Origin of the sequence: Kitasatospora sp. NPDC091335, assembly GCF_044757205.1 — a bacterium.
Taxonomy (GTDB): domain Bacteria; phylum Actinomycetota; class Actinomycetes; order Streptomycetales; family Streptomycetaceae; genus Kitasatospora.
The window spans coordinates 161,527-179,233 of sequence record NZ_JBIVUM010000003.1 but is presented as its reverse complement, the minus strand read 5'-3'; the positions used below and the strand labels follow the sequence as shown (position 1 = coordinate 179,233).

18 protein-coding genes are annotated in these 17,707 nt (G+C 73.8%); 13 read left to right on the top strand and 5 right to left on the bottom strand.

Translation table 11 applies throughout. The features are described 5' to 3' along the window. Positions 1 to 5: 5 nt before the first annotated feature. Positions 6 to 1,652: a purple acid phosphatase family protein gene (locus ACIQOW_RS09455; protein WP_401081786.1), complete on the top strand. Its 1,647-nt coding sequence runs from the start codon at positions 6 to 8 to the stop codon at positions 1,650 to 1,652. Positions 1,653 to 1,682: 30 nt separating this feature from the next. On the opposite strand, the gene ACIQOW_RS09450 is transcribed toward ACIQOW_RS09455, so the two are convergent. From ACIQOW_RS09450 to ACIQOW_RS09430, 5 genes are all read right to left on the bottom strand, one after another. Further along, positions 1,683 to 3,170, bottom strand: a complete 1,488-nt coding sequence (locus ACIQOW_RS09450) for a cytochrome P450 (RefSeq protein ID WP_401081783.1) — start codon at positions 3,168 to 3,170, stop codon at positions 1,683 to 1,685. Between the two features lie 80 nt (positions 3,171 to 3,250). Next, positions 3,251 to 3,868, bottom strand: coding sequence for an ATP/GTP-binding protein (locus tag ACIQOW_RS09445; protein WP_188296817.1), 618 nt, complete (start codon positions 3,866 to 3,868; stop codon positions 3,251 to 3,253). After that, a complete protein-coding gene (locus tag ACIQOW_RS09440; protein ID WP_401081781.1) occupies positions 3,849 to 4,211 on the bottom strand; it encodes a DUF742 domain-containing protein in 363 nt (120 codons plus the stop codon). Before ACIQOW_RS09440 ends, ACIQOW_RS09445 begins: the two co-directional genes overlap by 20 nt. A 104-nt stretch (positions 4,212 to 4,315) precedes the next feature. Further along, positions 4,316 to 4,702 (bottom strand): roadblock/LC7 domain-containing protein, encoded by a 387-nt coding sequence (locus tag ACIQOW_RS09435; protein WP_188296815.1) that lies wholly within the window; start codon positions 4,700 to 4,702, stop codon positions 4,316 to 4,318. Between the two features lie 17 nt (positions 4,703 to 4,719). Further along, positions 4,720 to 6,429: a sensor histidine kinase gene (locus ACIQOW_RS09430; RefSeq protein ID WP_401081778.1), complete on the bottom strand. Its 1,710-nt coding sequence runs from the start codon at positions 6,427 to 6,429 to the stop codon at positions 4,720 to 4,722. 433 nt (positions 6,430 to 6,862) lie between these two features. On the opposite strand from ACIQOW_RS09430, the gene ACIQOW_RS09425 reads away from it, so the two are divergent. The 12 genes from ACIQOW_RS09425 to ACIQOW_RS09370 all read left to right on the top strand — a co-directional run bounded on the left by ACIQOW_RS09425 (position 6,863) and on the right by ACIQOW_RS09370 (position 17,666). Continuing rightward, positions 6,863 to 7,555 (top strand): Crp/Fnr family transcriptional regulator, encoded by a 693-nt coding sequence (locus ACIQOW_RS09425; RefSeq protein ID WP_401081776.1) that lies wholly within the window; start codon positions 6,863 to 6,865, stop codon positions 7,553 to 7,555. A gap of 124 nt (positions 7,556 to 7,679) precedes the next feature. Then, a complete protein-coding gene (locus tag ACIQOW_RS09420; protein ID WP_401081773.1) occupies positions 7,680 to 8,654 on the top strand; it encodes a hypothetical protein in 975 nt (324 codons plus the stop codon). Further along, positions 8,651 to 10,915, top strand: coding sequence for a hypothetical protein (locus ACIQOW_RS09415; protein ID WP_401081770.1), 2,265 nt, complete (start codon positions 8,651 to 8,653; stop codon positions 10,913 to 10,915). The genes ACIQOW_RS09420 and ACIQOW_RS09415 overlap by 4 nt, the downstream gene beginning before the upstream one ends. Next, a complete protein-coding gene (locus ACIQOW_RS09410) occupies positions 10,899 to 11,852 on the top strand; it encodes a hypothetical protein (protein ID WP_401081767.1) in 954 nt (317 codons plus the stop codon). The genes ACIQOW_RS09415 and ACIQOW_RS09410 overlap by 17 nt, the downstream gene beginning before the upstream one ends. A gap of 161 nt (positions 11,853 to 12,013) precedes the next feature. After that, positions 12,014 to 12,466: a Pycsar system effector family protein gene (locus ACIQOW_RS09405; RefSeq protein WP_401081764.1), complete on the top strand. Its 453-nt coding sequence runs from the start codon at positions 12,014 to 12,016 to the stop codon at positions 12,464 to 12,466. Positions 12,467 to 12,588: 122 nt separating this feature from the next. Continuing rightward, on the top strand, positions 12,589 to 13,524 hold the full coding sequence (locus ACIQOW_RS09400; RefSeq protein WP_401081761.1) for a class I SAM-dependent methyltransferase: 936 nt from the start codon (positions 12,589 to 12,591) through the stop codon (positions 13,522 to 13,524). Then, positions 13,508 to 14,146 (top strand): GNAT family N-acetyltransferase, encoded by a 639-nt coding sequence (locus ACIQOW_RS09395; protein WP_401081758.1) that lies wholly within the window; start codon positions 13,508 to 13,510, stop codon positions 14,144 to 14,146. Before ACIQOW_RS09400 ends, ACIQOW_RS09395 begins: the two co-directional genes overlap by 17 nt. Before the next feature lie 58 nt (positions 14,147 to 14,204). Beyond that, on the top strand, positions 14,205 to 15,032 hold the full coding sequence (locus ACIQOW_RS09390; RefSeq protein WP_401081755.1) for a hypothetical protein: 828 nt from the start codon (positions 14,205 to 14,207) through the stop codon (positions 15,030 to 15,032). Beyond that, positions 15,029 to 15,292: a hypothetical protein gene (locus tag ACIQOW_RS09385; RefSeq protein ID WP_401081753.1), complete on the top strand. Its 264-nt coding sequence runs from the start codon at positions 15,029 to 15,031 to the stop codon at positions 15,290 to 15,292. The genes ACIQOW_RS09390 and ACIQOW_RS09385 overlap by 4 nt, the downstream gene beginning before the upstream one ends. 101 nt (positions 15,293 to 15,393) lie before the next feature. After that, the gene (locus tag ACIQOW_RS09380) at positions 15,394 to 15,807 is read left to right on the top strand and encodes a hypothetical protein (protein WP_401081750.1); all 414 of its coding nucleotides are present in this window, start codon (positions 15,394 to 15,396) and stop codon (positions 15,805 to 15,807) included. 15 nt (positions 15,808 to 15,822) lie between these two features. Next, the gene (locus tag ACIQOW_RS09375; RefSeq protein ID WP_401081747.1) at positions 15,823 to 17,052 is read left to right on the top strand and encodes a sensor histidine kinase; all 1,230 of its coding nucleotides are present in this window, start codon (positions 15,823 to 15,825) and stop codon (positions 17,050 to 17,052) included. After that, complete coding sequence (locus tag ACIQOW_RS09370) at positions 17,049 to 17,666, top strand: response regulator (RefSeq protein ID WP_401081744.1); 618 nt, start codon at positions 17,049 to 17,051, stop codon at positions 17,664 to 17,666. Before ACIQOW_RS09375 ends, ACIQOW_RS09370 begins: the two co-directional genes overlap by 4 nt. Positions 17,667 to 17,707: the final 41 nt, after the last annotated feature.

The following is a 17,707-nucleotide window of genomic DNA, read 5'->3' as shown; positions in this document are numbered from 1 at the left end:
ACACCATGACGATCCCGCGCAGATCCCTCCTCAGGGGCACCTCGGTGGCCGGCGCCGCCCTGGTGGCGGCCGGCGCCGGGGCCGCACCGAACGCCGCCGCCCGGCCCGCCGAGGACGCGCCGGACGGCGGTGCGCCCGCCGGCCCGCTGCTGCTGAGCACCCCGCACCGCACCGGGGCGCCCAGCGTGACCGGGCTCCACCTCCAGTTCGGCACCGACCCCGCCACCGAGATGACCGTCTCCTGGCTCACCCCGCAGTCCGTACGCCGCCCGCGGGTCCGCTACGGCTCGCCGGACGGCGGCCTCGGCCGCTCCGTCGACGCCGAGACCCGCACCTACCGGGACGCCGTCGACCAGGCCGAGGTGTACGTCCACCACGCCCGCCTCACCGGCCTGCGCCCCGGCACCACGTACCTCTACAGCGCCGGCCACGACGGCGCCAACCCCGAGACGGGCGGCTTCACCACCGCCCCGCGCGGCCGGGCACCCTTCACCTTCACCAGCTTCGGCGACCAGGCCACCCCCAACCTCCGCCGCCGGGTGGTCTTCCCGGACGGCGTGCCCTCGCCGCTCGGCAAGTACCCGGTGTTCACCAGCAGCCAGGTCGGCACCGCGCACTCCGCCGACATCGTCGCCGCCGTGGAACGCGTCGGCCCGCTGTTCAACCTGGTCAACGGCGACCTCTGCTACGCCTCCTACAGCGGCCGGCACGGCCAGGGCCGCACCGCCACCTGGGCCGACTGGTTCATCAACAACAGCCGCTCGGCCCGGCTGCGCCCCTGGATGCCCTGCGCGGGCAACGGCGAGAACGAGGGCGGCAACGGGCCGATCGGCGCCCTCGGCTACCAGACCTACTTCTCGCTGCCCGACCCCACGGCCTCCGCCGACGAGGAGACCAGGGGCATGTGGTACGCCTTCACGGTCGGCTCGGTGCGCTTCGTCAGCCTGGCCAACGACGACGTGGCCGTCCAGGACTCCGGCGACAGCTACCTGCGCGGCTACTCCGGGGGCGCCCAACAGCGCTGGCTGGAGCGGGAGTTGCGGGCAGCACGGGGCAACAGGTCGATCGACTGGATCGTGGTGTGCATGCACCACCCGATGATGTCCAGCTCGCGGCACGGCGCCGGCGGCGACCTCGGGGTCCGCGAGGCCTGGGGGCCGCTGTTCGACGCCTACGGGGTCGACCTGGTGGTCTGCGGCCACGAGCACTACTACGAGCGCTCGCACGCCGTCCGCGGCACCCTGCCCAACGACACCCGCACCCCGGTGCCGGTCGACACCAGGACCGACCTGATCGACACCGGGCGCGGCACCGTCCACATGGTCATCGGCACCGGGGGCAACGCCGCCACCACCCAGGACGACCTGTTCCCCGAGCCCAGGGGCCGGGTGGTGGTCGCCCTGGAGGACTCGCCGCGTCCGCCGGCGCCGTACCGGGAGTCGGTCTGGCTCACCGAGGAAGCGCCGTGGGCCGCCCACCAGGACCGCACCCACACCCACGGGTTCGCCGCCTTCGACGTCGACCCCGGCGACCGGCGCGGCGGCACCACCACCATGCGGGTCACCTACTACACCTTCGACGGTCCGCACGGCGACCTCAGCCCGGTGGACACCTTCACGCTGTACCGAAGCCGGACCGACGGGCGGGGCTGACGGGTCCGATCGCTGTCGGGGTGGCCCCCGTCAGCGCCGGAACAGGCCCGTGAGCACGTCCCACCAACCGCGGCGCTGCGCCGGGACGGCCGGGGCGACCGGCTCCGGCGTTCCGCCGGCCTCGGCGCTCCGGGTCGCCGGGACGGCCGGGGCCCCGGACTCCCGCTCCGCGGCCTCGTTCGCCGCCCGCTCCGCCTCGGCCACCGAGACCGGGTCGGGCTCGATGTCGCGGGCGGTGAACTCCACCGGCAGTGCCGTCAGGTGCCGGGAGATCCAGGCCGAGCTCCAGCTCAGCTCCTCCTCCGGCACCGCGAGCCGCACGTCGGGCAGCAGGGTCAGCAGGATGTCGATCCCGGCCTCGGCGACGTGCCGCCCGATGTCCTGGCCCGGGCACTCGTGCGGCCCGGCGCCGAAGGACAGGTGGGAGCGGTTGCCGTACAGCGGGGCGGCCAGGTCGGGCCGGACCACCGGGTCGACGTTGCCCGCCGCGAGCCCGAGCAGCAGCAGGTCCCCGGCCTGGATCAGCTGACCGCCCAGCTCGGTGTCGGCGGTCGCCCAGCGGCCCGCCACCAGGGACATCGGCGGGGAGTCCCAGAGCACCTGGTCCAGCGCCTCGCCCAGGGTCATCTGCCCGCCGGAGAGGTGGGCGCGGAAGCGCGGGTCGGTCAGCACCATCTTCAGCGAGTCGGCGATCAGGTTGACGGTCGTCTCGTTCGCCGCCAGCAGCACCACCCGCAGGTGCTCCATCACCTCGTCCTCGGTCAGCCCGGCGGGGTGCGCCAGGAGCCGGCTGGTCAGGTCGTCCCCGGGGCTGTCGCGCCGGATGGCGATGGTCCGGCGCAGACCGGCGACCACGTACTCGTTGCTGGCGATCGCCGTCTCGGTGCCCTTCATCAGGTCCCGGGCGGCGGTCACCAGCTGCGGACCGTACTCGTCGGGCATGCCGAGCAGCTTGGTCATCACCAGCATCGGCAGGTGCTCGGCGAACTGGGAGATCAGCTCGGCCTCGCCGGTCGGCCCGACCACCTGGACGAGGTCGGTGGTGAAGCGGCGGACGTGGCGGCGGATGCCGCGCCGGTCGAAGCCGTTCAGGCCGTCCAGCAGCGCCCCGCGCAGCCGGCGGTGCTCCTCGCCGTCCGCGAACACGCAGATCGGCTGCCAGGCGACCACCGGCAGCAGCGGGGAGTCCGCCGGCACCTCGGCGTTGCGGAAGGCGCTCCACAGCCGGGAGTCCCGGGAGAACAGCGAGGGGGTGCGCATCACGGTGATGTTGGCGCCGTGGCCGAGCACCAGCCAGGCCCGGTGGTCGCCGTGCAGCAGCACCGGGGCCACCTCGCCGTGCTCGGCGCGCAGCTTCTCGTACAGGCCGGCCGGGTCGGTCTCGGCCTCGGGGCCGTACAGCCGGCGCAGGCCGCCGGGGCCGGTCGGGCCGACGCCGCCCGCGTGGGCCGGACACCCGGGCGGCGGGGCGGCAGCGGTGTACGTGGGGACGAAGGGTTCGGGGAAGGGGGTGGTCACGGAGTCTCCGGTCGCGGGGGTCGGTCGCGGGGGTCGGTCGCGGGGGTCTGGCACGGGCGTCGGACGGACGGGCCGTCGGATCAGCCGGTGCGCGGGGCGGCCAGCTCGTACAGGTAGTGCATCAGGGTCATCAGGGTGTCCCGGCTGGACTCCCGGCTGCGCGCGTCGCAGGCGACGATCGGCACCTCGGCCGGCAGGTCCAGCGCGTTCCGCAGCTCGTCGAGCGGGACGGAGGGCGACTCCGGGAAGCTGTTGACGGCCACCACGAAGGGCACGCCGCGCTCCTCCAGCCGCCCGATCACCTCGAAGCTGACCTCCAGCCGGCGGGTGTCCACCAGCACCACCGCGCCCAGGGCGCCCTCGAACAGGCCGTTCCAGAGGAACCAGAACCGCTCCTGGCCGGGGGTGCCGAAGACGTACAGGACGAGCCGGTCGCTGATGCTGATCCGGCCGAAGTCCATGGCCACGGTGGTGGAGGTCTTCTGCTCGACGCCGGTCGGGTCGTCCACGCCGACGCCGGCCTGGGTCATGGTCTCCTCGGTGGTCAGCGGACGGATCTCGCTGACCGCGCTGACCAGCGTCGTCTTGCCGACGCCGAAGCCGCCGACGATCACCACCTTGACGGCGGTGGTGACGGTGTCGGGCAGCAGGTCCGCGCCGGCCGGACCGGCCACCGTGTCAGAGCCGCTGAAGTCCATGGATCACCGCCTCCAACAGGGCACGGTCGGGGAGTTCCGCCGCGGGCACGGCGGCGGAGCGGGCCTCGATCAGCCCGTCGTCGAGCAGGTCCGCCAGCAGGACGGTGACCACGCTGGCGGGCAGCTCCAGGTAGGCGGAGACCTCCGCGACCGAGAGCGGGGAGCGGCACAGCCGCAGGATGGCGGCGTGCTCCGGCTGGTGGGCGAGGGTCGGCTCCGCGCGGGAGACGATCAGGGTGACCAGGTCGAAGACCCCCGGCCCCGCGGGGCTGCTGCGGCCCCGGGTGATCACGTACAGCCGGTCGGGCTCGGGGCCCTCCCAGCCGCCCTGCTCGGCCGTCATGCCACCGCCTCTCTGTGCTCGTTCATGTACCCGTCCCGCTGTGCTCGTTCATGTGCCCGCCCCGCCGCCGAAGCCCGTGGCGGCGGGCCGTGCCGGGCGCCGGTTCACGCGACCACCTCGGGGTTGCGCGGCGGCGTGGACAGGTGCTCGCCGATCCTCGCGACCAGGTCGCGCATCTGGTGGCTCACCAGCCCGGCGTCCACGCCCTCGTCGGCGAGGACCGCGAGGTAGGCCCGGTCACCGGCCGCCATCAGGTAGAAGTAGCCGCCGTCCACCTCGATCACCACCAGCCGCATCGAGCCGTCGCCGTGCGGGAACTCGTGCCCGATCGCGCCGGCCAGGCTCTGCAGCCCGGCGCAGGCGGCGGCGAGGCGGTCGGCGGTGTCCGGGTCGGTGCCGTACTGGGCGATCCGCAGGCCGTCGGCGGACAGCACGATGATGTGGCGTACGCACGGGACGCTGTGCGCGAGGTCGTTGAGGATCCAGTCCATGTTGCTGCGGTGCGGAATCACTGCTCGCCTTTCCCTGCCGTCTCTTCAGTGGTCTGTGCGGCGCTGATGTGCCCGGCATCCGGCTGTCCGGGGCCAGGCTGTCCGGGGCCTGGCTGTCCGGCACCGGTCTGCCCGCCGTCGGTGCCGCGCCCGGCGTCCGGGGTGCGCCCGGACGGTGCGGGGCCGGTGCCCTTGATGCCGTCCATGAACGCCTCCAGCCACAGGCCCGGCTGCTTCGGTTCCTTGGCGGGGACCGGAGTCGGGGCCGGGGCGGAGGCATGGCGCGGCGCCTGGGCCGGCGGCCCCGCGGGCCTGGCGGCGAACCCGCCCCTGGGCACCGAAGGGCGGCTCCGCCGGCGCTGCGGCAGGCCGTTGGGCGTCCACTCGGTCACGATCACCTCATCGTCCCCGGAGGCCGAGACGGAGGGCCCCCACGGGTTGGTCGAGCCGTACGAGGGCCCGACGCCCGCCGAGGTCGTCCGGGCGCCCCAGGGGCGGCCGGGGGCCGCGTGCCGCGGCGGGTTCGGCGGAAGCGGTCGCGGGCCGGAGAAGGCGCCGATGCCGTGCGCACGCCCGGTCGGCGGCGCGGTGGTGAGCAGCTCCTGCGGCACGACCAGCACCGCCCGCACGCCGCCGTACGCGGAGCGGCGCAGCGAGACCTGGAAGCCGTACGCCTGGCAGAGCCGGCCGACGATGGCGAAGCCCAGCCGGGGTGACTCGGTGAGGTCGTCGAAGTCCTTGGAGACCATCGCCTCGCGCATCGCCCGCTCGGCGCGGAGCCTGGCCTCGTCGGTCAGGCCGAGGCCGCCGTCCTCGATCTCGATCGCCATGCCGCTCTGCACCTCGGAGGCGCTCAGGTGCACGTGGGTGTGCGGCGGGGAGTAGCGGGTGGCGTTGTCGAGCAGTTCGGAGACGGCGTGGATCAGGGGCTCGACGGCCGGTCCCGTGACCGAGATCTGCGCCACCGGGTGGAGGTCCACCCGCTGGTACTCCAGGATCCGGGACATGCCGCCGCGCAGCACGCTGTAGAGCGCGATCGGACGGGTCCACTGGCGGCCGGGGCGGGCGCCGGACAGCACGGCGATGCTGTCGGCCAGCCGGCCGGTCAGCGCGTTGCCGTGGTCCAGGCGCAGCAGGTCGTCGAAGACGGCGGGGTCGTTGCCGTGCCGGTCCTCCATCTCCCGCAGGTCCTTGGCCTGCCGGTGGATGATGGCCTGCACCCGGCGGGCGATGTTGACGAAGGCGCGCTCGGCCGAGTCGCGCCGGCTGGCCTCGTCGTCGACGGCTTTGGCGACGCCCTCGGCGAGGTTCACCAGGGAGCGGCGGAAGCGCGGCGAGACTGGCGCGTCGCCGGTCTCCAGCGGGCGGGTCAGGACGTCGAACGAGTACCCGTACCGGGCCCCGGCGACGATCCTGCCCAGCTCGCCCCGGCCGAGCCGGTCCAGCTCGTCCTCCTGGCCGGCCAGGCGGCGCTGCAACTCCTCCAGCTGCCGGGAGTGCCGGTCGCGTGACTCACTCAGCACCCGCCCCCGGCGGGCCGACTCGGCGGCCACCACGGCCACCAGCACGGTGCCCGTCGCCCCGCACCACAGCACCCCGGCCCTGGCCCCGGCGGACACCACCACCGCGGCGACCGCCACGGCCGAGGCCATCACGGCCGTCGGCAGCAGCCAGCCGAGCAGTGGCGCGCGGCGCCGTCTGGCGGGTGACGATCCAGCTCGAAGCATTCAGCATCCTCAGACGATCGGAACAGTACGGGGGACGGGCGGTGACCGGCTCCGGTGGCTTGGTGGTGCAGCATAGCCAAGTTCAGGACATCCTGACCCAAAGTCAAAAATACCGTCCCGCAACCGACTTGTGGCAACGTGCCGGACAACCCCGACATCTCGCACGCCAGTCGCAACCGGACCGGCCAGCGCCCATCCACCAGGCTTCTCGCCCCGGCGCCCGCGCGCCGCCGACCCGCTCCGGATTCGCTCATGTGAAGGGTTTCCTCGCCAAGTCCAGCCACCTCCCGAGGAGTTCGTGCTACGGCGGCCAACCCGGTCAACCCGACACATGGCAACCACCCGGACGAGGCCGCACCGCCGGGCCTGCCGAACCCGGCCCCGGGGCCCGGATTCCCCTGCGTGCCGGGCGCGGTGACCCTAGGGTCACCGCATGACAGATCACGGCAGCCGCCCACCGGACCGGCCCGGCCGGACCCTGCGCCACCTCATGGGCCACGCGGTCTGGACGGACATGCTGGAGGACGCGTTCGAGCGCCGCCACCCGATCGGCGCCACCCTGCTGCGCCAGGGCGAACCGGGCACCCACGTCCTCGCCCTGCTGGCCGGAGTGGCCAAGGTGAGCCGGCGGGAACGCAACGGCGACGTCCGGCTGCTGGCGTTCCGGGGCCCGGGCGAACTCCTCGGGGAAGTGGCCGTCCTGGACGACGGCGTCCGCTCGGCGAGCGTCCAGGCGATCTCCGACTGCACGGTCGCGGTCCTCGCCAAGGCGGTCTTCCTGCGCTTCGTCGCCGACCGCGAGCTGTTCCCCGTGATGGTCCGCTACGCCATGGGCCGGCTGCGGGAATCCGACCTGGCCCGTACCGGCGGCGACGTCGTGCCGCGGCTGGCGGCAGCCCTGGTCGCGCTCGCCGACCTCTCCGCGGGCCCCGCGGCGACGGCCGGCCGCCGGATCGAACTCGCCCTGACCCGGGACGAACTGGCCCAGCACCTCGGGGTGTCCCGGAACACCGTCACCGCGGCCCTCGGGGCCCTGGCCGCCAACGGTGTCGACGCCGGCCGGAAGTCCATCGCCCTCGGCGATCTCCCCGCCCTCCGCAGCGCGGCCGCGCCGCCCGGTGGCTGACGCCCAGCCCTCCTTCCCGTGTGACCTCCGTCACCCGCTTTCCGCACCGACTGGGCACACCGCGCGGCGCCGGCTCGCGAAGCTTGGTGACGCAAGGTCAGCACGGAACGACGAAGGAGCAGAGATGACCGAGTTCGACCAGCCGATGCCCGAGGCCAGCGCCCTGCCGTACAGCCGCAGCCGGCACCTCCCGCCGTACCGGGGCATCGTCGCCGTGGACGCCAAGGACTTCACCGGGTACCCGGCGATCGAGCACGGCGTGATCAGCAAGTCCGTGCCGGAGGTGCTCCAGTGGTCCTTCGAGCGGGCCGGACTGGCCGAGGTCTGGCAGGAGCGGCGGTTCCCGAACTCGACCGGCGACGGGTACGTGTTCGGCTTCGACCCGGCCTGGATGCCCTTCCTGATCCACCCCTGGCTGAACACCCTCCAGGAGGTGCTCACGGAGTTCAACGTGCACTCCGTCGGGACGGTGCGCATCCGGCTGCGGGTCAGCCTCCACATCGGCCCGCTCCCGGACGAGGGCGGCGAGTTCGACGGCAACGGCACCCCGCGCAACGACACCCACCGGCTGCTCGACTCCCGTCCGGTGAAGGCGATGCTGGCCGCCTCCAACGAGAGCATCACCCACGTGGCGGCCATCCTGTCCGACCGGTGCTACCAGGACGCGGTGGCCGGCGGCTACACCGGGCGCCACCCCGACCACTTCATCGAGGTGCCGGCGACGGTGGAGGGCAAGCGCTTCGACCAGCAGGCGTGGCTGTACGTGCCCACGCCGTCGGGGAACCTGTACGACCGGCGGATCCTCGGCGACGCCGTCGTGGCGGAACAGGAGGGGCCGGACGGACGGAAGCCGGGCGAACCGCGGGCCGGACGCCCGGAGGGCCGCCGCGCACCGCGGACGGTCGTGACCCAGCGGGGCGACGGCAGCAACCTGAACTCCGGCACGGTGCACGGCGGCCAGAGCGTCACCAACGCCAGCGGCCCGTACGCGGGGCGCGACTTCGTGCGCGGGGACTCGCTCGGGGGCTTCGGCGGCGACTACGTGACGGGGAACAAGGGCGACACCGTCCACGGCGACAAGAACGAGCACCACCGGTGAACCCCGACGAGCGCCCGGCGATCGAAGGGCCGTCCGGCGGCGGTGCCCGGCCGTCGGACGGGCCGGAGAGTGCCGCGCCCGAGCGGGGCGCGGGCGCGGCCGGGAAGGTGGGTGAAGCGGACGACCTCGAGTTCGAGGACTTCGAGGACCTCCACGGCGAGTTCGCGGACCGGTCCGGCGCCATGGGCGGACGCGGGAGGGCGCCGTTCGTCATCTTCGCGCCGAACGGAAACATCAACACCGGCTCGGTGCACGGGGGCCAGCGCGTCGAGAACGGTGCCGGGGCCGCCCCGGGCGGCGCCGAGCGGGTGGAGGCGCAGGACGGACCCATCTCCGTGCAGGAGGTGCTGGCCGCCCGGACCGGCTTCGCGGAGCCGGGCTGTTTCCCGGAGGCGAAGAGGAGGCTGAGTTCCCGCCTGCTCTTCCTCGCCGGGGAACCCGGCAGCGGACGCCGGACCACGGCCCTGAACCTGCTGTTCGATTGCAGCGGGAAGAGCGTGGCGCTCCGCGCGCTCGACAGTGACTCGGACCTGTCTTCCTGGCAGCCCAGCCAGAACGGGGTGCGTGGATATCTGGTGCACGGCCTGTCGCCGGCGGTGCGACTCGGGCCGGCGGCGATCGCCAGGCTTCGTCAGCGGTTGAACGACGCCGAGGCCCATATGGTGGTCATGCTTCCCTGCGACGCCGACCGGCTGCGTGGCCTGGCGCGCGACGCGGACATCAGCCCGGTGAACTACACGCCCCCGTTGCCGCGTGCGGTCTTCGACTCGCGTCTGGAGGCTGTGGTGCTCGACGAGGGGCGACGCCAGGCGCTGTTGGACCGATTGGAACCGGACCTGGACGAGCTCCTGGCACCCGAGCTGATGCCGGCCCAGGTCGCCGAACTCGTCGACGAGGTAGGCCGCTCCGGTGACGACGGCCCCGACCTGGCCGACCTCGGCCAGCGGCTCAGTTTCCTCGCGGAGACGGAGGTTCCCGACCTCCTGAAGAAGCTCCGAGAGGACCCGGACGCTCTGGCATTCCTGCTGGTGACGAGCGTCCTGGAAGGGCTCGACCACCGGATCGTCCGGGAGGAGACCGACCGGTTGCTGAAGCTGGCCGACGGCCGCCTCGACCTGGTCCTGCGGGCGAATGCGGAGGGCGATGGTGAGCACGGGCGGAGCGGACGCGGTGAGGAGCCCAGTCCGAACCCTCGGTTCGTCTTCCGCCGATCGCTGGACGAACTGCTGGAGACCATCCGCGCCGAGTGCTCGCCGGGCGAGATGCGGGAGACCTCAAGCTACGCCTACACGGTGGAGCCGGTCCACTTCAAGCGGCACCGGCAGGCCGAGACGGTGCTGCGGTACGTGTGGCGGCAGTACGGAGAGGTGTCCGGGCTCCTGACCGAGTGGATCGACAATGTCCCCGGTAACGAGCCCGACCTCGCCGAGCCCATGGGCCGTGTGGTCGGTCTGTCCACCGGATGGAGCGGTGGTCGGCGGGCGCTTCGCCACATCCACGACCTGGCCCGGTCCGAGCACCTTCAGAGCCGCAGCACGGCCGCGTACGCGCTGGGGATCGCGGCACAGGACCCGATCCTCGCCGGCGAGGTGAAGTTCCGTCTCAGCAGGTGGAGCGTCAACGGCGGCTGGCGGCTCCGTTCCACCGTGGCCGATGCCTGCGGCAGGGACTTCGGGGTATCGCGGCCGGAGCTTGCGCTCTCACTTCTCCGGCGCTGCTACCGAGGAGAGGAAGAGGACGAGGGCGCGGTCGCCAGGGCAGTGCACTCGTCCCTGGAGAGGCTGTTCACGGCAGGAAACCAGTCGGCGGTCTTCCGCCAGCTCATGGAGTGGTCAGTCGAACGGGGGCGCGACGCCGAACTCGCGCACATGGCATTCCCCGAACTGCTGTGGGAGCCGTCTTGGTTCCAACGACAGCTGAGTCCTGAAGGTGAGTTCACGGACGCGGTGATCTCCTGTGTCAGGGCTTCCCTCAACGACGAGAAGCTCTTCGTTCGCACGAGCTACAGGCTGCTCGGCTGGTGCCGCGCGGCGGTTTGGGCCGAGCCGCTCCGTGCCGCCGTGGAGCTGCTCCTGACGGTGCTCGCCCAGGAGATGCGCCCCGGTGAACTGAGGCTGCTTGTCGAGATCGATCGCAGCGACGACCCCGACCTGGTCGGCCGTGACATCGCCCACCGCGCCCTGGAGGCCTGGCGGCACGGCGAGCCGCAGCCGTACCCCACCGACCCCGTGTCCGGAGGACCCGATGACCGTCGACACTGACCCGCCCGTCTACACCCAGGCCACGCGTGCCCCCTGGCGGGAGATCCTCCGGCACCGTTGGTCCGGGCGGCGCGACCTCGCCCTGGTCCTGCGGGACCGGGCCGGGATGCACCACCAGTTGGGGGAGATCCGCCCGGGGCCGGCCGACGCGGAGGAGGAGAGCGGAGCAGCCCCTCGGCTGGGACTGCGCGGATTCGACCGGGCGTACCTGGTCGAGCTGGACGAGCGCCCGGACATCCGGGCGGTCCGTCTCCCCACTCCGTACGGGACGGAATCGGTGGAGGTCCACGTCCTGTGGTGGGTCCACGATGCCGCGCAGGTCGTGCGCACCCGGACCAGCCGGGGCTGGCTGCCGGTCCGCAAGGATCTCGAAGGCCGCCTGCGCCAGCTCAACGAGCAGTTCGCCGCCGCGCAGGCCAGGCTGGGCCCCGAGGAACTGGTGCAGTACCTCGCGGCCCCCTACGTGCTGCCCCACTTCGGTCTCAGTTACCGCGTCACGGACGTGTTCGCCCGCGAGCACGGGAACGAACTGAGGCTGGGGGAGCCCGATGCGACGGACGTGCCCTTCGACTGGATGGCCAAGAGCCAGGAGGAGTACGGATTCTGTCGGCGGGCCGTCCAGGACGGCCCGCTCGCGCTCGCGGGGTTGTGGCTCGCCAGGAAGCCCGACGAGGTGCGCGACGTCCTCGACTGGGTGGTCAAGCACGCCGAACTGCTCCGGGGCGAGACCACCTGGCAGGACGACATGGCGGGCATGCTGGGCACGCTGACGGCACAGGAGCAGGACGAGCTGTCCAGGATCCTGCGCGACCGCCTGGTCGCCCTCGGCCGGAAGGTCCCCGGTCCGGCCCCGCAGGCTCCGGGGCCGGACTTCGCCAAGGTTCGTTCCCACGTCAACGGCTGGTCCGGCGGTGTCCCGAACGGGGTGCCGCGGTGACCCGGGCCGGCGTGCGCCGCGAGCCGGCGCGGCGCGTCGCCCGCAGGCGTTCCGTGGGCAGGGCGCCCCGGCTGCCCGTGGTCCGGTCCCGCGGGCCCGCCGCGCCGCCAGGCCCGTCCCCGTCCCCGTCCCCGTCCTCGCTCTCGGCGATGGAGCGCCTGATGGCGGCCAACAGCGCGGAACTCGTCCGGGCTGACACCAAGGCCGCCGTCTTCCTGGCCTTCACCGGCGCGGTGCTCGCCACCTTCATCCCCTCGGACGGCGGGGTCGGCCCCGGATCTCCGGCCTGGACGGTCCCGCTGCTGCGCTGGAGCGCCGTGGCCGGCGCGCTGCTGGCCGTCGGCTGCTTCGCCTCCGCGCTCGTGCCGCGTCACCGCAAGGGGCGCGGCGGTGGCGCGGACGGTCCCGGCTACTTCGAGCACATCACCCCGGGCGCCGGTCCCGAGCGGCTGCGCCGGGCCTTCGAGCGGGCCGGACACGACCCGGCGGGTCCGCTGCTCTCGGCACTGGCGGGCACCAGTGCGATCATCCGCGCGAAGTACCGCTGGATCGAGGCCGGGACGGTCCTGCTCCTGCTGGCGCTGCCCCAGTTCGCGCTCACCCTCCGGCTGTGACGACGGACCGCCGGCGGCCCCGGTCGCACCATGGCCGGGGCTCGAAAGGCAGGCAACATCTGTTGCCTTCACCAGCAATGACTGTTGACGCCCTCCGCCGCAGGCCCGTACAGTGCCGGGCCATGAGCACAGGCGATCGTGGACGGCGAGTGGCGGAGGACGTGGCCGGCGGGGGCGGGGCGGAGGGCCTGCGGCGGTTGTCGGAGGTGATCGAAGCGCTGGAGGAGCGGCGGACGGAGCTGGTGGAGGAGCTGCGGCGCGGGCGGGAGGCGACCTGGGAGGAGATCGGGCGGGCCTGCGGCATGACACGGCAGGGGGCCACCCGGCGGTGGGCGGGGCGGCTGCGGGCGCGGTCCTTCGGGGTCGCGGTCGATGCCTACCAGCACGGCAGGCCGGGCTACCCGCGGGCGCTGGTCGGTTCGGCGGTGCCCCGGGAGGCGCGGCGGGTGCTCGATCTGGGCGCCGGGACGGGCAAGTTGACCGGGCTGCTGGTCGAGGCGGGGCTGGACGTGGTCGCGGTCGAACCCGACGAGGGGATGCGGGCGCGGCTGGCCGCGGCGGTGCCGAAGGCGGCGGTCAGGGCGGGCTCGGCCGAACGGATCCCGCTGCCGGACGGCAGTGTGGAAGCCGTGGTGGTCGCGCAGGCCTGGCACTGGTTCGACCCGGCGGTCGCGGTGCCGGAGATCGCCCGGGTGCTCGCCCCCGGCGGGACGCTCGCGCTGGTGTGGAACGTCCGGGACGAGTCCGAGCCGTGGGCCGCCGCGCTGGGCGTGCTGATGCACCGTTCGGCACCGCAGCGGATCGACACCCGGCCGGTCCTCCCGGCGCCGTTCGGCGAGCCCGAGCGGCTGGAGATCCGCTGGGAGCACGTCACCACCCGGGCCGGGATCGTCGACATGGTCGCCTCGCGCAGCTATGTGATCGCGCTGCCGGAGGAGGAGCGGGTGCGCCTGCTGGCCGACGTCGAGCAGCTGCTCGCCACCCACCCGGACCTCGCGGGCCGGGAGGAGATCGCCCTGCCGTACGTGACCAGGTGCACCCGTGTCCGCCTCGGCTGAACGCGACCGGAGCCCCGTGCTGCTGCGCCGCCTCGGCGTGGCGGACGCCGCACCGTACCGCGCCTTCCGGCTGGCGGCGCTGCGCGAGTCGCCGAGCGCCTTCACCTCCAGCCACGCGGAGGAGGCGGTCAGGCCGCTGTCCGCGACGCTGCGCCGGCTGGCCGAGGCCGGGGACGGGCCGGGCGCGCTGTTCGGCGCCTTCGACAGCACCGGCGTGCTGGTCGGCACCGCCGGGCTCAAGGTGCCGGGGCGCAGCCAGGAGCGGCACAAGGGCACGCTGTACGGCATGGCGGTGGCCCCCGGTGCCGCCGGCCGCGGGATCGGCCGGGCCCTGGTGCGCGAGGTGCTGCGCACGGCGGCGCGGGACGGGCGGCTGCGGCAGGTGCTGCTGACGGTCTCGGAGGGCAACGAACCTGCCCTGCGGGTCTACACCGCCTGCGGGTTCGAGGTGTGGGGGCGGGAGCCGAGGGCCGTGCTGGTCGACGGGCGGGCGGTCGCGAAGCTGCACATGGTGTGCCTGCTGGACGCGGAACGGGCGGCGTCGGCCGGGTGTTACGAACCGTCGGATCCGGCGGCCGGGTCCGGAACCGCACTCCGCGCCCGCCCGGCTCCCGCTGTATAAACGGAGCCGAACGGGACCGAGGGGGTTCGGCATGCACCTGAGGGAACAGCCGGAGAGGGTGGGGGATCCTCGTCGCGACGGGGCCCGGGCCCGACGGTCCGGCACCGGAGCACGACCCGAGGACGGGGCCGCGTCCGCGCAGTCCGGCGCGGCCCTCCAGCGCACCGTCGGCAACGCGGCGACGGCGCGCATGATCGCCGGGCACCGGGACGGCACAGGCGCGGACGGCCGGGCACTGCCGGGGATCCAGCGCGCGCCGGACGGCCGGGCCGCCGCGCCGACGCGGCCGCGGCAGCTGACCCCGGACAACGTGCTGAGGGTCTGTGAGGCCGCCACGTACGACGGGCGGGACGTCACGTCCCGCGGCCGGGCCGCCGCCCTGCGGGACATCGTGTGGAAGGACCACTGGGCCCCGATCTCCGCGGTGTGCCGGAGGCACAAGTACACCATCGCCGTCCGCGAGACCGGGGAGTTCTCCATCCGTCGCATCGAGGAAGGCGCCAAGCCGAAGCCGCACACGATCCTGGAGAATTCCATCAAGCCCTCGTCCGTCGAGAAGAAGTACGCGCGGGCGGAGGGCGGTTCGGAGCTGGTGCTGAACTGGCTGGAGGAGCACGACCTGAGCGGCTTCGTCGGCCACTGGGACGCGCAGGGGCTGATCGGCGTACGGATCGACAACCCGCCCCCGGCGGTCCAGGTCCTGGGGATCGTCCGGACCGGCGCGGGCGGCGAGCCGTACGTGCCGATCGACATGAACGCGCGGGACGGCGGCCCGGAGCTGGCCCAGCTGAAGGCCGTTCCGCGGTGGAAGCAGTACCTCTACACCGGGGACTACGACCTGCACGAGGTGTACTCCGCCACGGTGACCAGGCCACGTACCGGATGAACCAGATCCTGGAGGCGGAGGACGCCGCGCTGGAGGCGCAGGTGGCCCGGCAGGCGGCGCAGCTGGTGCGGGCGGTGGCCACGGAGGCGGACGAGCCGCTGGCGTGGTGCCGGATGGGGCAGTGGTACGTGACCGGGAACCGCGAGGAGCACGCGGTCCTGCGGGCCCGCTGGAACCTGGCCGTGCCGCACACCTGGGGCGCCGAGGAGGTGGACCGTACGGCCCGCGGCGGCTACCACACGGCCCGCTACACGGCCTGATCCCCACGTCGACCAGTCCGCCGGGCACTGACAATTGTCACGGTGTACCGGTGCGCGAGCACACTGCTGCGCGCACCCGGTCGGCGAGCAGCATGGATGCCATGACCACCACCGACCTGCACCACCCCGACACCCGTCGGGCCTTCCGTACCGTGAGGCGGCTCGTGCTCGCCTACCTCGGCCTCAGCGTCGTCACGCTGGTGGCCGCCATCGCCCTCCGTGACCACCACGCGGTGGTCAACGACGCGGTGCTGGTCCGCGGCACCATCGTCGTGGCCAGCGCCGCGCTCACCCTCCTGCTGACCGGCCGGGCCGCCAACGGCTCCCGGGCAGCCTTCCGGCGGCTGCGGATCCTCTCGGCCGTCATGATCGTCGCGATCACCGCCATCGTCGCCCTGCCCGGGACGTTCCCGGTGTGGATGAAGGCCGAGCAGGCCGTGTGCGGGCTCGCCCTGCTGGGTGTGGCCGCGGTGGTCAACGGACGGCACCTGCGTAGCCTGTTCGCCAGGCTCTGAGGAGGGGACGCAAGGGTGACCGATCGCGACCACGACCTCGTGCACGGGAGTGACCCCGTGCACGAGAGCCCGGCCGCCGCCCCCGGCCGGGACGGCCCGCCGCACCCCGTCGAGGGCTGGGGGCAGGGCCGGCGGCGCCTCCTGCTGGGCAGCGGGATGATGGTCTTCCCCGCGCTCACCGCCGTGGCCGTGAACGGCACCGTCTCCGGCGCGGCGGCGATCGCCGGGTACGCCGTGGTCGTCGCGTTCTGCCTCTGCTACGCGCTGCTGGCCCTCGCCCTCGGGCGCGGTCGGCCGCGCTGGATCGCTCCGCTGCTGGCGGTGATGACGGCGCTCTTCCTGGCCGTGCTGCCGTTCGCCCACGAGGACTCCTTCTTCCTCGCCACCGTGGTCGTCTCCGCGGTCGCGATCCGGTGGCGCGGGTACGCGGCGAGGGCGGTGGCGGCCGGTACGGTGGCCGCGCTGGTGGTGCCCTGGGCGGTGCGTCCCTGGCACACCGGGCCCGGCGGATTCCAGGCGCTGGCCCTGCTGTTCACCTCGCTCACCTGCGGCGCCTTCGCCGAGATCGCCGCCACCAACAGCGCCCTGGTCGCCGCCAGGGCCGAGGTGGCGCGGCTCGCCTCGGAGGCCGAGCGCAACCGGATCGCCCGGGACCTGCACGACCTGCTGGGGCACTCGCTCACCGCGATCACCGTCAAGTCCCGCCTCGCGCAACGGATGGCGGTCAAGGACCTGGACCAGGCGGTGGCGGAGATGGCCGCCGTGGAGACGCTGTCCCGCCAGACGCTGTCCGACGTGCGCGCCGCCGTCACCGGCTACCGAGAGGTGACCCTGGCCGGTGAACTCGCCCGCGGACGCGAACTGCTGCGCGCCGCCGGGGTGGTGGCCGACCTGCCGACGGCGGCGGACGCGGTCGCGCCGGGGGAGCGCGAACTGTTCGGCTGGGTGCTGCGCGAGGGGATCACCAACGTGGTCCGGCACGCCAGGGCCGGGCGCTGCTCGGTGCTGCTCACCGCCACCACGGTGGAGATCCGCGACGACGGGACCGGCGGCCACGGCGGCGGCATCAGCCTGGACCGAACCGCCGGCAAGGGCCTGACCGGCCTGCGGGAACGGGTCGGCGCGGCGGGCGGTACGGTCGAGGCAGGCCCGCTGGACCCGCACGGGTGGCGGCTGCTGGTCACCGTCCCGCCGGACGGTCCTGACCCCGGCAGGCCCGGGACCGGCAACGAAGGGACGAGATGACGATCCGGACGATCCGCCTGCTGCTCGCCGAGGACCAGGAACTGGTCAGGACCGCGCTGCGCGCCCTGCTCGACCTGGAGGACGACTTCGAGGTGGTCGCCGCCGTCGGCCGCGGCGACCAGGTCGCGGAGGCGGCCGCGGAGCACCGGCCGGACGTCGCCCTGCTCGACATCGAGATGCCGGGACTGGACGGCCTGGCGGCGGCCGCCGTACTGGCTCAGCGGGCGCCGTGGTGCCGGGTCGTCATCCTCACCACCTTCGGCCGCGCGGGCTACCTGCGCCGGGCCATGGAGGCGGGCGCGCTCGGCTTCGTGGTCAAGGACGCCCCGGCCGAGGTGCTGGCCGACGCGATCCGCCGGGTCGCGGCGGGTGAGCGGGTGGTGGACCCGGAGCTGGCCGCCGCCACCCTCGCGGCCGGCTCCTCCCCGCTCACCGCCCGCGAACGGGACGTGCTGAACGCCTCCCGCCCCGGCGCCGGGGTGGCCGAGATCGCCGCGAAGCTCTACCTGTCCGAGGGGACGGTCCGCAACTACTCCTCCTCGGCCATCGCCAAGACCGGCACCCGCAACCGCACGGAGGCCCTGCGGGTCGCCGACGAGCGCGGCTGGCTCTGACCGGCGAGTCCGGCCGGCGTGCGCGGCTCGGCGCCGGTCGG

What these genes read in the sequence shown, in the direction of transcription:
- ACIQOW_RS09455 (WP_401081786.1), top strand. Translation starts at nt 6, where the DNA reads ATGACGATCCCGCGCAGATCCCTCCTCAGGGGCACCTCGGTGGCCGGC.
- ACIQOW_RS09445 (WP_188296817.1), bottom strand. Translation starts at nt 3,868, where the DNA reads ATGGACTTCAGCGGCTCTGACACGGTGGCCGGTCCGGCCGGCGCGGAC.
- ACIQOW_RS09440 (WP_401081781.1), bottom strand. Translation starts at nt 4,211, where the DNA reads ATGACGGCCGAGCAGGGCGGCTGGGAGGGCCCCGAGCCCGACCGGCTG.
- ACIQOW_RS09435 (WP_188296815.1), bottom strand. Translation starts at nt 4,702, where the DNA reads ATGGACTGGATCCTCAACGACCTCGCGCACAGCGTCCCGTGCGTACGC.
- ACIQOW_RS09430 (WP_401081778.1), bottom strand. Translation starts at nt 6,429, where the DNA reads ATGCTTCGAGCTGGATCGTCACCCGCCAGACGGCGCCGCGCGCCACTG.
- ACIQOW_RS09425 (WP_401081776.1), top strand. Translation starts at nt 6,863, where the DNA reads ATGACAGATCACGGCAGCCGCCCACCGGACCGGCCCGGCCGGACCCTG.
- ACIQOW_RS09420 (WP_401081773.1), top strand. Translation starts at nt 7,680, where the DNA reads ATGACCGAGTTCGACCAGCCGATGCCCGAGGCCAGCGCCCTGCCGTAC.
- ACIQOW_RS09410 (WP_401081767.1), top strand. Translation starts at nt 10,899, where the DNA reads ATGACCGTCGACACTGACCCGCCCGTCTACACCCAGGCCACGCGTGCC.
- ACIQOW_RS09405 (WP_401081764.1), top strand. Translation starts at nt 12,014, where the DNA reads ATGGCGGCCAACAGCGCGGAACTCGTCCGGGCTGACACCAAGGCCGCC.
- ACIQOW_RS09400 (WP_401081761.1), top strand. Translation starts at nt 12,589, where the DNA reads ATGAGCACAGGCGATCGTGGACGGCGAGTGGCGGAGGACGTGGCCGGC.
- ACIQOW_RS09385 (WP_401081753.1), top strand. Translation starts at nt 15,029, where the DNA reads ATGAACCAGATCCTGGAGGCGGAGGACGCCGCGCTGGAGGCGCAGGTG.
- ACIQOW_RS09380 (WP_401081750.1), top strand. Translation starts at nt 15,394, where the DNA reads ATGACCACCACCGACCTGCACCACCCCGACACCCGTCGGGCCTTCCGT.
- ACIQOW_RS09370 (WP_401081744.1), top strand. Translation starts at nt 17,049, where the DNA reads ATGACGATCCGGACGATCCGCCTGCTGCTCGCCGAGGACCAGGAACTG.